The following is a 14,878-nucleotide window of genomic DNA, read 5'->3' as shown; positions in this document are numbered from 1 at the left end:
GTGGATGGTGAAGCATCCTGTCGCTGATTCCTGATCCCTTTTTTTGATCCACGAAGGGCACGAAGGATCGGAACCGCGAAGCGCGCGAAGCGTCACGAAGATTTATTTTTAGCCACAGATTAGCCAGAGTATGGTCTTTTTTGCCACGAATTCCACGAATTCCACGAACAATGTTTCGATAGCCTAGAGCCAACAGCCTATAGACTCAGCGCGATTTTGACTTTTGTTCTCTGGTCTCGCTTAGGTTTTGTCACAATAGTTTGGCTGCTATGAATGCTAGTGGAATGAGCGCGTGATAGGTGCGTGATAGCCTTGGTTTATGCTGCTGGACATTGAATGTGTCGCTAAGGAGGGTTCCATGCCACGCTTCGTGCTCCAGTTTGGGCTAATCATCGCATTAATCGTTAGTATTAATCTGCCTATAGCCCAAGCTCAACCTCAGGTTCTTTTGGCTCCCGACGAAATTCAAGCCGTCGCCGATGATCAATTTTGGAATAATAGCGGCTTGATTGCAGGGGCAAATAACACAATTCGTGCCCTTAGTTCCCAAGCTGGGGATTTATTTGTTGGTGGTTTGTTCGACCGCATCGCTGGCATTAGCGCCAATCGGGTAGCATTTTGGGATGGCGATCGCTGGAATGCAATGGGCAGTGGAGTTAACGGCCCTGTCGATGATCTCGATGCCTCAACTGGTGGCTCGGTGTATGTGGTTGGCTCATTCAGCAGCGCTGGTGGCATTGCCGCCGATGGGATTGCGCGCTGGAATTCGGGCACTGGCCAATGGTCGGCCTTGGCTACCAACGTCAATGGCGCAGTTACTGCCGTTCTCGTGCAACAGGTTGGTGGCAACGATGTGGTATATGTTGGCGGCACCTTTACCTCGATTAATGGGGTAAGCGCCAATCGCATCGCCAAGTTCAGCAATGGTGCTTGGTCGGCCTTGGGCAGTGGGCTGAGTGGCGGAAGCGCGCCGCAAGTGTTTGATTTGGCGGTTAATCCAGCTAACGTCAACCAAATTGTGGCTGGCGGCACGTTTAGCTCGGCTGGCGGTAGCACTGCCAACAACGTGGCAATTTGGACTGGCTCGGCGTGGCAAAGCCTTGGCACTGGCAGTAGCAACGGGGTCAATAACGTTGTGCGCTTTGTCGATTTTCGCGGCACGAATATGGTTGTGGTTGGCGGTAGTTTTAGCAACGCTGGCACCATCACCAATGTTGGCGGCGCAGCGGTTTGGCAAGGTGGCAACACTTGGGAAGCCATGGCCGGACGCGGGGTTGCTGGCGATGTGCGCGGCATCGTCGAAAATGTGAATTTTACCTATGTGATGGGCAATTTTGGCAGTGGCGTGAATCCCAATGGCAATAGCGTTTTCTCGCCAAATATTGCTCGTTGGGATGGCAATATTTGGTCGCCTGTGCCAAATGCCAGCAATGCGCTCGGCACAAACGGGGCGATTTTACGCACCGAACGCTTTGGCAGTGGCAGCGATAGCTTTTTCATTGCTGGGGCGTTTGGCACAGCCCATGGCCTTGAATTGAATTTTGTGGGCATGGTTTTGCCGCAACAAGGCTTCTTGCCAGGCGCAACTGATCGCTTCTTTCCCTTGGCTGGTGGCCTTGAAGGCGCTAACGCCAAAGTATTTGCGATTCAGCCACGTTTGGGCCAAATTATTGCTGCTGGGCGTTTTGAGTTGGGCAGCAATCGCCTGCTGAATAATATTGCTAGTTTCGACCCAGTTGAGCGGGTTTGGTCGCCCTTGGCTGGCGCAAACGATAGCGGCGTTAACGACGATGTGCGCGATTTAGCCTTGCGCGGTACTGATTTGATCGCAGTTGGTGAATTTAGCAAAGCAGGCGGCGTTGATACAGCAGGAGTCGCTAGTTGGAACGGCTCGACCTGGACGGCCTTGGCAACCAGCATCAACGGGCGAGTCAATGCTGTTGCAGTCAGCGGCAGCGATATTTACATTGGCGGCGAGTTTACCCAAGTTGATGGTGTGCCCGCCAATCGAATTGCCCGCTTGAGTGGTGGGGTCTGGCAAGCGTTAGGCGCTGGCAGCGATGGCGCAATCAATAGCTTGTTGTTCAAATCGGGCCAGTTGTATGCTGGTGGTTTGTTTGCCGCCGCTGGCGGCGCACCAGCCAGCAATCTTGCGCGCTGGAATGGCACAACGTGGCAAGCAATTGGTGCAGGCACAAATAGCGAAGTGCTGGCGTTGGCCGATGTTAATAGCAGCACGCTGGCGGTTGGCGGGCGCTTTAGCAGCGCTGGTGGCGTTGCCAACACCCGCGCCATTGCCTTGCTGAACCACAGTACCTTAGCATGGACGGCGCTGGGCACTGGCAGCGATGGCTATGTGACCAGCCTGGCCGTGCGGGGCGACGATTTGTATGCTGGTGGTTTGTTCAATCGGATGGATGGCCTGACAGTCAATCATATTGCGCGTTGGAATGGCAACAATTGGAATGCGCTGGGCAGCGGGGTTGCTGGTGGCAGCCTGCCAAATAGCGAGGTTGGCGGATTAGCGGTCAACGGCGATAATTTGTATGTTGGCGGGCGCTTCGATCGGGCTGGCGATAAAGTTTCGCATCGTTTTGCAGAATGGCGGCAGCCGGAAGTCGATCTGAGTCTGAAACTGACTGATTCGCCTGATCCAGTGACGGTTGGCAATGCTATGAGCTACCGCGCCAGTGTTAGCAATTTGGGCACGATTAGCGCGAGCAGTGTCGTGTATGAGCAAAGCTTTGCTAGTACATTGATTTTTGGCCAAGTGACGACCTCGCAAGGTACATGTAGCTTTCCTACGGCCACGACCTTGCGCTGTAATTTGGGCACGTTGGCGGCCAATGCCAGTGCCAGCATTACGATTAATGCCACGCCCAGCCAAGTTGGTCTGATCAGCAGTACAGGCACTGTTTCATCACCAGCGAATGAGGCGTTTTCGAGCAACAACACGCGCACGCTCACGACCCAAGTGATTGTGCCAGGCAACCCAGTGCCAACGATTAGCAACATCACGCCTGATAGCTTTATTCGGCAGCCGATTGGCTTTCCACCACCGCCAGCAGTGCGGATTACGGTCAACGGCACAGGCTTTGTGGCCAATTCGAAGGTCGTTGTGGCTGGAACTGAACGCAGTACAAGCTTCATCAACAGTAATCGGCTTGAATTTAGTATGCCAGCGACGACTAATCAAGGCGTGTATTCGGTGTTGGTGCGCAACCCCACGCCAGGCGGCGGCGATTCAAATAGCGTGAGTTTGCGGGTTTCGTTTGGAATTGTTGGCGTAAGCAGCATTACGCCCAATGTTGGCGGGACTGAGGTTGATTTACAAACGACATTTAGCGTCAGCTGGACCCACACCACCGATCCATGGCGCATTATCGAGCACCTTGATTTGCGCTTGGTCGATAGCGATGGTGTGGCCTTGTGGGCCCGCTTTACCGAGGGCGTTTCGGGCACGTTCAGTCTGCTCGATAGCAATGGTGATGTGCTTGGCTATGCCACAGCTGGCACAACCGAGCCATTAGAAGGCGATAGCGCGATTCTTGATTTGGCTGATAGCACCTTTGCAGGCAGCGGGCCAACTGGCTTTAGCATGCAGGTGAATTTCACAGTTCGCTTCAAGGCCAGCGCCGCCGGACGCCGCTACAACATTGAGCTATATGCCACCGACGATAATGGCGGTGTGCAAGGCCCCGATGTGATGGGCACGTTTACGGTTGGCATTCACAACATCTACCTGCCAATGACGATTAAATAGTTCTTAACCACGAAGGACACGAAGCGCACGAATGTTTAGATTAGGTTGGAACCCTGCAATAGATTCAATATTCAGGGTTCCAAATTAATGAAATCTTAGTGTAACTTCGCGGTTTCATTTCCCTGAACCCTAGCCCCTGAACCCTATTCAAAGTTCCAACGAACCACAGCTTAGTGCAACCTCGCGTTCTTCGCGGTTTCATTTCCCTGAACCCTAATTTGTTACCACAGGCAAATGGGTGAGCATCAGTGTTGGCGTAACGCTCACCACTGGCTCAACAGTGAATTGCTGCACGATTACTGGGACGCGACTTACGACTTCATTTGGATTATTGGCCAATTCGCTGGTTGCATAGGTATCGATGCCGTAGGTCGAAACCAGGAGCGTCTGCGAGGGCAGGCTAATGCCAAATTCCGTCCAGCCAAAATAGTGGCCCGCCAGATAGCGCCCGTGCAGCAACGTTGTGCCTTCAGCAAATGGCGCATCGTCCAAGCCGACTGGCGTATAGCCAAATAGATTTAAACTAGTATTGAGCCAACCTTCTGCCGCTGCATCCTGATGGTCGTTGGGTAGTTGAAGATAATTGTTGTAGGTGGTTTGGCTAATGATGCCTGTAGCCAAGGCTGCTGAAGCTATCCGTGCGCCATAGGGCGAGCTTGTGGCAACCGAGCCAACCGAAATCTCCCAAGCGTTGGTTTGAATTTGCGGTTGGTTAGCGGCAGTTTGGTAGCTTAAATTATTGACAACCGTGCCATGAATATCGGCGGCAATAAAGACAACATTTTCAATTGAATGCTGATTGATAAAGCTCAAAATCCGCGTTCGCTCGGCGGCGTAGCCTTCAAAGCGATCATTCGCCGCCGCAATGCCAAGGTTTTGAATTGGTTCAGGCATAACCACGAATTTCCACGTAACGTGAGCTTGCTGGGCCGCCAGCAAATCGTTTTCGAGTTGCTCAAGTTGGGCTTGACCAAGCAAGGTGCGAGTTGGGCTGAAAACTGCGGTTAAGAAGGCTGAAATTTGGGCGGGAGTATTGTTGGGAGCTGCCAGCTTTTGGTCGCGAAATGAACGCCCATCGAGCATAAAAAACGCTGCCGTATTGCCATAGCGTTGATAGCGATAGAGTTTGCGCTCGTTGGCAGTGCGCTGGTCGCCAGTTGCGCCATAAAAAAGCTCATTCAGCGGGTTATATTCAACAAAGGCTTGATAGCCAGCCTCAAAATACGCAGTGTCGTTGATATAGCTTGCATTGGAGGGCAAAAAACGCGGGTCGCTGCTTGGAGCTGCGCCACCAGCATGATCGTTGGCAACTTCGTGATCATCGGTGGTGGCCAGCCATGCGGTGCTTGCCCGTAAATCGGCCAAGCTATTCAAATTAAGCCGTGTGCTATAACTTTCGGTGTGTTTAAGCCGAAATTCAGCTAAAGTTTTGGCTGTTGTGCCGAGTATCGGCGAGCCAATATCTGCGTAAATCGAATCGCCAAGATGGATGAAAAGATCAAGTTTGCGCTCATCGGCGTTGGCTAAGGCCGGAAACGGCGCAAGTGCTCCTTGTTGATCCCCGCTGGCCCCAAAGCGCAAATTGCTATAGCTGCCAATTGCTGGCGCAGTGCGAAATTTGCCGCTTACCGAAGCATTATTCAGGGTTGTGGCGCGATAATAATAAGTTGTGGCAGGCTGTAAATTGTTGATACTGGCTTTGGCTGGCAACATCGGATCGCTGACCACAACTGGAACCAAGCCAATAATTGGGTTGAAATCTGGATTGAGGCTATATTCGAAATTGACATTGCCAAGGCTAGCAGCCCGTGCCCACAACACTGCACTACTGGTCGTTACCTCGCCAACCGCTACGCCTTGGGGTAAATCGATAGGCGGCAGGGTTTGATTGATTCGGCCAGCACTTGAGCTGCTTGACCAACTTCCAACGACTAAACAACATAGGCAACATAGCCCGAAAATGCGGCGCATGGTTAACTCCTTGTTGATAGTGGAAAAATCCCCCCAAGTCTAGCGGCTTTGTCAATCCACAAATTGGCCAAATGATGGTAGGATGCTGCAACAGCATCTTGCACCTGAGGCACCCAATGGCAGAAACCACCGCCGCGCCCCGTCAGATTGAGGATCTGCTTCAAACCTCGAACGAGCAACGAATTAAGTTGTTTAGTGTGGTCGAAGGTTTGGCTTTGTTCGCCGTTATGCTCATTTTGCTTTTTGTCGGCAATGCTCAACAAATTCAGCTTGGTTTGAGCATTTGTGGGATTGTTGGCGCAATGTTGGGCATCACTTTTGCGCTGCGTCGTTCGCGCTACGTTGAATGGCTCATTTACCTCAACTTGGCTTCAATTACGCTTATGCTTTCGTTAACTGGGCCAATTATTGGCGAGGTTGATGGCTCGGTTTGGGTTTTGTTTCAAGCACCGCCATTAATTGCCACGATTGTGCTCAATACCTCACGTGCCACCACGATTATTTGTATTGCGTCGATGATTATTCTTTCGCTTGTGATTGGCAGCGAATTCGCTGGAATTATTCCAATTAAGTTTTTGGTTCCTAAATCGGCCTTATTGATTAATTTCTTCTGCCAATTATTGGTGCTTGGCGTGATTGCCGTCACTGTGCGCTTATTGGTTGGGCGGGCCAAAGGGGCTTTTGCGGTGGTCGCCCAAACTGAGGCTAAGCTTGAACAGCAATTAGCCAAAGAGCGCGAATTAGCGCTTCAGCGCGAGCAACTGAATGCACAATTGAGCCAAAGCCTCGCCGAAATTAGCCAGCGCGATAGCCAAATTCAGGCCGAGCAAGCGGCTCAAGCAGCCTTGCGTGCTCAATTACGCCAGCTGAGCTTACCAGTTATTCCAGTGCTTAAACATACAGTCGTTATGCCCTTAGTTGGTGATCTTTTGGCAACTTCAAGCGAGGGCATCGAAGAAACCTTGCTCGCTGGAGCTAGCCAACATCGGGCCAAAATTGCAATTTTGGATGTAACTGGCGTGCCAACGATCGATACTGAGCTTGGGCGGCGCTTAATTCAGGCCACGGCGGCAGCCCGTTTGCTTGGCGTGCAGACCATTATCGCCGGAATTCGGCCTGACGTGGCCCAAACCTTGGTGAGTTTAGGGATTGATTTTAGTGCAGTGGTAACCGTTGCCAGCTTGCAAGATGCGGTTGCGATTGCGATTAAACGTTTAGGCATGGGCTAATTCATGCTACAATTTGGCAATTCCCCAATTGTCACGACAGGATTTAGGCTGAATAGTACCTTTTGTGCCTGCGTAGGCTAGAATTGCCGTATCAGCGATTTATCAGCGGCTCACGAGCACGGTTTGATTGACGCTAGGATCTGCCACGCCCTATGATAGAGCGCATCTGACATAACGATTGATGGGGGCAGTTATGATGAGTAGTATGGCCGCAGTTGCGCCGAGCCCACAAGCAGTTGCTTGGGCTAAAGCTGGTTTGTTGGCAATCAAATATGGGCGTTATCGTGATAGTGCCGCTTTGTTGACCCGCGCCGTTAAAATCGACCCAATGTTGGGCGAAGCATGGCGCTGGTTGGGCGCGTTGCACAGCGGTCAACGCCAAGCCTATTGTTTGCGTTGGGCGCAACGCTCGTTGCCGCAGGCCACAATTCCGCGTTTACCCAGCGTGGTTGCTGCTCCTGCGCCAAGTGTGCGCAGCAAAGCCAAGCCTCAACGGCGGCGCAACTGGCGCAGAATTGCCCGTTGGTCGAGTGCAGCAGCGCTGGCGGCCTTGCTTGGTTTTGGCGGTTTTCAAGCTGCCTATGCGAATCGGGTCTATCCTGGGGTGCAAGCTTTTGGCCAATCGCTGAGCGGCTTGACCAGCAACGAGGCGGCCCATGCGATTCTGCCAACCTTACAAGCTTGGAACAACCACCATTTTAACGTGCAATTAGGCGATCAAACGGCAATTGTGCCCTTGAATGCCTTGACCAGCTTTGACCCCCAAGTGATTGCTGAGCGCGCTTTGCAGATTGGCCGTGAAGATTCGTGGTCGGAGCGACTAAGCAACCAAAGTTTGGGGATTGTCAGTACAATCAAAGCTGATGGTCTCTTGCTCAATCAACAAGCGCTTGATCAGGCCATCCAAACCTTGGCCGAGGCCAGCGATCGGCCTGCGGTTGATGCCCAATTTCAGCGTAATGCTGATGGAACTTGGGCGGTGAGCAACGATGTCATTGGCTTGAAGCTTGATCATGCTCAAACCAAGGCCGCATTTCAAGCAGCTTGGGATGCGATCGATTGGACTGCCGCGCCGCGTGATTATGAGGTGCTGGTGGTGCAAGAAGGCTTGCACCCAAACCAAAAAGCCTCGACGCTTAACGCCATGCTGCCAAAGCTCAATCAACAAACTGCCGCGCCATTAATGTTGACGATCAATGGCACGCAGCATCAATTTGATCGGGCTAGCTTGCTCGATCTGAGCACATTGCCGCAAGCTGGACAGAGCTTTGGCCCCAACCAACCAGCAATTGCCGCATTGGTGCAAGAATTGGCCAAAACCTACGATCAACCAGCCCAAGCTTCGCGCTTGGTACGTAACGGCAATCGGGCTACTGAATGGCAGTTTGGCCAAATTGGCTACACGCTTGATCAGGCCAAACTTCAGGCCCAGATTGCTCAAGCTCTAAGCACTGCCAATAACGAAGCCTTGAGTTTTAACTTGCATGAAACCGCTCCGCCAGCTGGTGAGCTTGAAGCGCTGGGGATTTATCAGGTGATTGGCGTGGGGGCCTCGGATTTCAGTTCGTACCCGGATTACAATCGCGATCGCAATGTTGAAGTTGGTGGCAAGGAATTTGATGGTCTACTGATTGCTCCTGGTGAAGTTGTATCGTTTGGCGGCACGGTTGGCGAAATTTCGCTCGAAAAAGGCTATCAAATTGGCGAGATGATTGAAAATGGTATGTCAGTGCCAAGCATTGGCGGCGGAATTTGCCAAGTTTCGACGACCCTGTTTCGGGCGGCATTTTGGGCTGGCCTGCCTATTGAGGAGCGCCATAACCATAGTTGGCGTTTGGCTTGGTACGAAGTCGATGCCCCACCAGGCATGGATGCCACGATTGCCTTGGGCGGGCCAGATTTGAAATTTCGCAACGACACCAACGGCTATATTTTAATCGATGTTGCTACTGATTTAGTCAACAAAAACCAAACCTTCACCTTGTATGGCAGCGACACTGGGCGCACCGTGACGATGGAAGCGACTGGCAACGGCTGGAATGCCTTCCAAATTTTTCGGACTATTAGCGAACGCGATGGCACAAGCCGCAGCGACCGCTGGGATAGCTATTATACGCAATAGGGAGGCTTTGTGGAGCCAAAAGCACCAGTCCCAGTTATCAAAACAATCCCGACTTGGCGCGATTTAGCCCGTTGGACGCTCACAGCCTTTGCTATTTGGCTGGTGCTGTGGTTACTCTGGCGCACAGGGACGCAACTGTTGCCTTTTGCGTTTGGGCTAATGTTTGCCTATTTGCTGTTGCCATTGGTTAACAAACTAGAGCGCTGGTTGCCACGTTGGGCTGCAATTCTGGTGGTCTATGTGGTTGGCTTGGGGTTGTTAATTGGCTCGGTTTTGTATATCGTGCCGCCGGCAATTACCCAAGTAAAAGGCTTTTTTGAATCGTTGCCCGACTTTTATAAAAATACGCTCGAACCAAAAATTAACGAAGGCCTCACATGGTATCGACGTGAAGTGCCAACGGATATTCAAACCAATATTGACGGTCAGGTGGGCAAGGGTATTACGACGCTCAAAGAAAATGCTTCTAACTATGTCCAAAGTGGGGTCAACGGCGTGTTGAATGGCTTGGGGGTGATTTTTCAAACCCTGATCTTTTTGGCGGGCTTTTTGATTATTCCGTTTTGGCTGTTTTATGTGCTGCTTGATGAGCGTAAGGGCAAAGCGGCGATCATTCGCATGATCCCCAAATCGATTCGAACCGACGTATTAACCGTGCTTTCGATCTTCGATCGGGTTTTTTCTTCCTATATTCGTGGCCAATTAACCCTTGGTTTGATCATCGCAATCATGTCGTACATTGGGTTATGGATTGTTGATTTGGTCGTGCCTGGCGAGATTCCATACAAATTGCTCTTAGCTTTGGTTGCTGGCTTTACCGAATTAATCCCTGTGATTGGGCCAATTATTGGTGCAATTCCTGCGATTATTGTCGGCTTGACGACCTCGCTACCGATGGGATTGGTGATTGCTGGCTTATATATTGTGATCCAGCAAATCGAAAATAATTTCTTAGTGCCACGGATTATTGGGGCAATTGTCGAAATTCACGAAGCAATTTTGATGTTGCTCTTGGTGGTTGCTGGCACTGTTTCGGGGCTTTTGGGCGTGATTATTTTCGCCCCAATGGCGGCAGTTGCCCGCGATAGCTATCAATACATCAATGGTCGGCTGCGCCAACCAGACGACCCACGCTATTTACGGGCTGGTGAGTTGCCGTGGGAGCATAAAGAAGAGCCGGAAACGCCGATGCCGCCGATGCTTGCCTTTCAAAACAAAGCTTAATTGACCCTGTGCCCCTTGGTCTGTACTCATGCCAAGGGGCTTTTGCTTAAGCGAATTCAAGAACCATACTGCATAACACCACTCATCGTAGTATAATAGCGCCATCTTGGACTTGGGGAGACCGATCCATGGGCCGCAACTCGTCTTTTCGCATTTGGCTAACTCGTATTCGTCCTCTTGCTTGGGCCTTAGCTTGCTTTGCGCTCGTGCTTTTTGGCTACACGTTTAGCACCAGCATTCCAACTAATCGCTTGACGATTATTGCGATTGTTTTAGGTGTAACTGCAGTGGCCTTGCCATGGCTTTTTAATCCCGAAGGCGATTGGCGCGAGTTGCGCACGCTTGGTATTTTGGCCTTGCCCTTGAGCGTGGCGATTCTCAGCGAAGGTTATCATACGGCGCTTTGGTCGGTGCTGCTGATTCCAGCGATTGCGATTCCCCAAATGTTGCCACCCCGCTGGGCCTTCAGCGCAATTGGCTTGATGCTGATTGCTTGGGCGGTCAGCAATGTGTTGGTTCCAGCGGTCGAGGTTGAAACGGTTGCGCTGGAAGTTGGTTTGCGCAGCGTAGGCTTTATCTTGGTTGCGGTCGCTGTTTGGTTGGCTGCACGTCCGCGTTTTGATTACCCAGCGATGTTGCCAGAAGCGCCAATTCGGCGTGCAACCAGAGCTGCCGAGCGTTTGCGCGGCTCGCTTAGCCCAGAAGAAACCCTCGAAGAATTGGCTAGCGCTGCCAAAGCCTGTGGCCCGTTTATTTTTGCTAGCGCTTCAACCGTCGATTGGCGGGCGCGTACCCTGCGCATGGCGGTGGCCATTGGGGCAAGTGGCCGCACGCTTGGCGCAACCGAAATGCTCTCAATTCCATGGGATGAAATTTCGGTGCTCTTGCGCGACGACCGTCGCATTGGCGATAATGCCTATTTGGCCGATTCGCTGCCCTTCCGCGATATTGCTGGCGAGCACTATATGTTGGTGCCAGTGCGCACCGCAACTGGCGAGATTTGTGGGTTGCTCACGGTTGGCGATGATGATCCCAAGGCCCGCAAACGCCTGACCGAAACCGCACCCTTGCTTGAATTATTGGCCTCGCAAGCCGCCGCTGTGCTCGAAAACGCTGCGCTACAAAATACCTTGGCTCAACGGATCGAAGCCACCACCGCCGAAATGGGTCGCACCGCCGAAGATGCGATGCGCGCCAGAACTCGGGCCGAAAGCATGTATCAGATTGTGCGCGCGCTGAGCGGCACGCTTGAACCGCAACCATTGCTTGATCAAGCGCTTTTGTTGATTGCTCAAGCGACCCAAGCAGAACGCGGCGGGATTATGCTGATCGATCCTAAGAGTGGGCGCTTGGCATTTAGCACCAATCTTGATCGCAACATTACGCGCACCGAGGCCATTTCGTTGGAACGTGGCCAAGGCTTGGCTGGTTGGGTCGTTGAGCATCGTGCTCCGGTTATCATCCCCAACACCGCCGAAGATAGCCGTTGGATGGTGCGCAGCGATTATGACAAAAAAGGTCGTTCGGCGCTGGCCGTGCCGATGGAGCAAGATGAGCGGGTTGCTGGGGTGATTGTGCTGATCAACAGCCGCATCAATCACTTTACCCAAGAGCATATTCAATTTGTGCAGGTCATTGGCGATCAGGTGATGACGATGCTCAGCAATGTGCAACTCTATCGGGCCACAACCGAGCAAGCCCGCCGTTTGAGCCAAGCTCTCGAACAACGTGAAGAAGAAGTTAGTCGTAGTTTGGCAATTGTGCGTTCAATCGGCGATGGGGTGGTGGTTGGCGATCGGGTTGGGCGAATTCGTTTGATCAACCCAGCTGCCGAGCAATTGCTCAACATCGAAGCTGTCGAATGGTTAGGCAAGCCCTTGATGAGCCTACCTGGTGCGCCAGAGAGCGAGCCACGCCTGACCGAAAAGCAAACCTACCAACAATTTGAGCTAAGCGGGCGCATGATTCGGGCCTCAAGTACGCCAGTCTTTACCTCGCAAAGCGAATGGCTTGGTAGTGTGGTGGTTTATCACGATATTACGGCGTCTGAATTAGCCGATCGGATGAAAACTGAGTTTGTAGCCACCGCCTCGCACGAATTGCGCACCCCATTGACCTCGATCAGCGGCTATATTGATTTGCTGATGTTGAACACACTTGGACCCTTGACCGAGCAGCAACGCCAATTCCTGAGCGTGGTCAAAAACAACATCGAACGCTTGAATGCAATTCTCAACGATTTGCTCGACGTTTCGCGGATCGAATCGGGCAAAGTGCGCTTGCAGCGCAAGCCCATTAATCTTGATGAGCTGATTCAATCCACGGTCATGGCAATTCATCAACAATGGAGCGGCAAGCAAATTTCGTTGGCGCTTGATGTGCCCGATGATTTGCCGCCGATGATTGCCGACCCCGAACGCATGCGCCAAATCATCACCAACTTAATTTCGAATGCCTACAAATATACCCGCGATGGTGGCCGCATCGATGTAGTGGTGAGCAATGGCAGCGATTCAGTTACCTTGGCGGTCAAAGATAGCGGCGTGGGGATTGCAGCTGATGATCAGCAGCATATTTTCACCCGTTTCTTCCGCTCGGAAAACCCGCTCAAGGAGCAGGCTGGTGGCACTGGCTTGGGCCTGAATATTACCAAATCGTTGGTAGAGTTGCACGGCGGCAAAATCTGGTTTGATAGCGAAGAAGGCCGGGGCACGACCTTTACCGTGCAACTACCTGTTGGCGGCGATTCCGACTGGACTCCAGCTTCATGGCTTGAGGGCGTTTAATAAGGAGTTTGCAATGCCAACCCAAACCCTAATTGATCTTCAAAGCTTTATGCAAGCAGATTTTCAGCATGCTGAGTTGGTTCAGGGAGTGGTTCAACCTGTGAGTCCAGTCCAACTCCAACATAGTTTGGTTGTTACCAAATTACTCGTTAGGCTTAGTGTATGGAACCAATCTCAGCCAGATCAAGGTCTCGTTGGCACTGAATTAGGCTTTGTGCTTGGCCCAAATACATTGCGTGCAGCCGATGTGTTTTTTATTAGTCCCGATCAACTTGGAGCGCAACAAGGCAATGATGGCTATTGGCAAGGTGCTCCTACGTTGGCAGTTGAGGTTATCTCGCCCAATGCGCGCGCAATCGATGTTGAAGAGAAGATCAACGATTATCTAGCAGCAAATGTGCGCTTAATGTGGATTATTTATCCACGTTTGGGTAGCGTGCATCAGATTGAAGCAAATCAGCAACGCTTGGTATTGGGTAGCAACGATTGCCTAGAGCATGCCCGATTGTTACCCCAATTTATTGTGCCAATTCGTGAGTTATTAAGCTAATGCGGCGGCGTAAAGTTCAACCGTTGAATGATCAGCGGCGCGAAGTGCTCTTATGGTTGGCGCAACGCAGCTGGACGGTGGCCCAACTGGCAGCGGCGAGTGGTTGCGATGCGGCGATTTTACGGGCTTGGTTGGAAGGCAAGCGTTCATTGAGTGAAGCCGAACGCTTAGCGATTGAGGAAGCACTACAACAGCATCATGAATAAACTTTATTTTGGCGATAATCTGGCTGTTTTGGCGAGCCTGCCAGCAGCCAGCTATGATTTAATCTACATTGATCCGCCTTTCAACACGGGCAAAGTGCAAAGTCGCACCCAATTGCGCACCGTTCGCTCCGAGCATGGCGATCGGGTTGGCTTTGGTGGGCATCGTTATAGCAGCATCAAGGTTGGTGAGCGGGCCTATGGCGATAGTTTTGATGATTTTCTGGCCTTTATTGAGCCACGTTTGCTCGAAGCCTACCGTTTGCTGAAACCGCAAGGCAGTTTCTTTTTTCACATTGATTATCGCGAAGTTCATTATTGCAAGGTGCTGCTCGACCAGATTTTTGGCCGCGATTCGTTTATCAACGAAATTATTTGGGCCTACGATTATGGTGCCCGCTCGCGCAAAAAATGGTCAACCAAGCACGATACGATTCTGTGGTATGCCAAAGATCCAGAAAATTACACCTTTAATTATGAGGCAATCGATCGCATTCCCTACATGGCTCCAGGTTTAGTTGGCCCTGAGAAAGCGGCGCGCGGTAAAACGCCGACTGATGTGTGGTGGAACACGATTGTTAGCCCGAATGGCAAGGAAAAAACTGGCTATCCAACCCAAAAACCGCTCGCAATCCTCAACCGGATTGTGCGCGTTCACTCCAACCCCAACGATCAGGTGCTCGATTTTTTTGCAGGTAGTGGCTCGTTTGGCGAGGCCGCTGCGCGCAATGGTCGCAACTTCACGCTGATCGATCAAAATCCCCAAGCGATCGAAGTGATGCGTCAGCGTTTGGCCTTTGCTGAGCCAGCATTTTACGAAATAGCCAAGGATACGATTTAACCGCGAAGGACACGAAGGTACACGAAAGGCTATTGGCTTTGGGCTTTTGGAGATTGCTTGGAGCTACCAACACTTGTTCCGCTAGCCGATAGCCTAGAGCATCATCCTTCGTTCTCTTCGTGGTTATATCAAACTCTATGTTCAATTAACCGCGAAGAACGCGAAGTTTCACGAAGGTTGTGATTAACG

The 14,878-nt window shown here is 51.7% G+C and carries 9 protein-coding genes; 8 read left to right on the top strand and 1 reads right to left on the bottom strand.

Annotation, left to right across the window (positions count from 1 at the left end; genetic code table 11):
• The first annotated feature begins 358 nt into the window (after nt 1–358).
• Nucleotides 359–3,763: a DUF11 domain-containing protein gene (locus tag SE18_RS11575; protein ID WP_054534623.1), complete on the top strand. Its 3,405-nt coding sequence runs from the start codon at nt 359–361 to the stop codon at nt 3,761–3,763.
• A gap of 213 nt (nt 3,764–3,976) precedes the next feature.
• On the opposite strand, the gene SE18_RS11570 is transcribed toward SE18_RS11575, so the two are convergent.
• Nucleotides 3,977–5,734 (bottom strand): alkaline phosphatase D family protein, encoded by a 1,758-nt coding sequence (locus SE18_RS11570; protein WP_054534622.1) that lies wholly within the window; start codon nt 5,732–5,734, stop codon nt 3,977–3,979.
• Between the two features lie 116 nt (nt 5,735–5,850).
• On the opposite strand from SE18_RS11570, the gene SE18_RS11565 reads away from it, so the two are divergent.
• The 7 genes from SE18_RS11565 to SE18_RS11535 all read left to right on the top strand — a co-directional run bounded on the left by SE18_RS11565 (nt 5,851) and on the right by SE18_RS11535 (nt 14,689).
• Entirely contained in the window at nt 5,851–6,963 is a 1,113-nt protein-coding gene (locus tag SE18_RS11565; protein ID WP_054534621.1) for an STAS domain-containing protein, read from the top strand.
• Nucleotides 6,964–7,156: 193 nt separating this feature from the next.
• Nucleotides 7,157–9,085, top strand: a complete 1,929-nt coding sequence (locus SE18_RS11560; RefSeq protein WP_160319503.1) for a VanW family protein — start codon at nt 7,157–7,159, stop codon at nt 9,083–9,085.
• Between the two features lie 9 nt (nt 9,086–9,094).
• Nucleotides 9,095–10,309, top strand: a complete 1,215-nt coding sequence (locus SE18_RS11555) for an AI-2E family transporter (protein ID WP_054534619.1) — start codon at nt 9,095–9,097, stop codon at nt 10,307–10,309.
• Between the two features lie 128 nt (nt 10,310–10,437).
• Entirely contained in the window at nt 10,438–13,095 is a 2,658-nt protein-coding gene (locus SE18_RS11550; RefSeq protein WP_054534618.1) for an ATP-binding protein, read from the top strand.
• A gap of 13 nt (nt 13,096–13,108) precedes the next feature.
• Nucleotides 13,109–13,645 carry a Uma2 family endonuclease gene (locus tag SE18_RS11545; protein WP_054534617.1) on the top strand — a complete coding sequence of 179 codons (537 nt, stop codon included), beginning with the start codon at nt 13,109–13,111 and terminating at the stop codon, nt 13,643–13,645.
• The gene (locus SE18_RS11540) at nt 13,645–13,851 is read left to right on the top strand and encodes a hypothetical protein (protein ID WP_054534616.1); all 207 of its coding nucleotides are present in this window, start codon (nt 13,645–13,647) and stop codon (nt 13,849–13,851) included. The genes SE18_RS11545 and SE18_RS11540 overlap by 1 nt, the downstream gene beginning before the upstream one ends.
• Entirely contained in the window at nt 13,844–14,689 is an 846-nt protein-coding gene (locus SE18_RS11535; protein ID WP_054534615.1) for a DNA-methyltransferase, read from the top strand. Before SE18_RS11540 ends, SE18_RS11535 begins: the two co-directional genes overlap by 8 nt.
• Nucleotides 14,690–14,878 lie beyond the last annotated feature (189 nt).

The sequence above is a fragment of the Herpetosiphon geysericola genome (genome assembly GCF_001306135.1).
GTDB classification, from domain to species: domain Bacteria; phylum Chloroflexota; class Chloroflexia; order Chloroflexales; family Herpetosiphonaceae; genus Herpetosiphon; species Herpetosiphon geysericola.
This window is presented reverse-complemented; position numbering and strand designations above follow the sequence as displayed.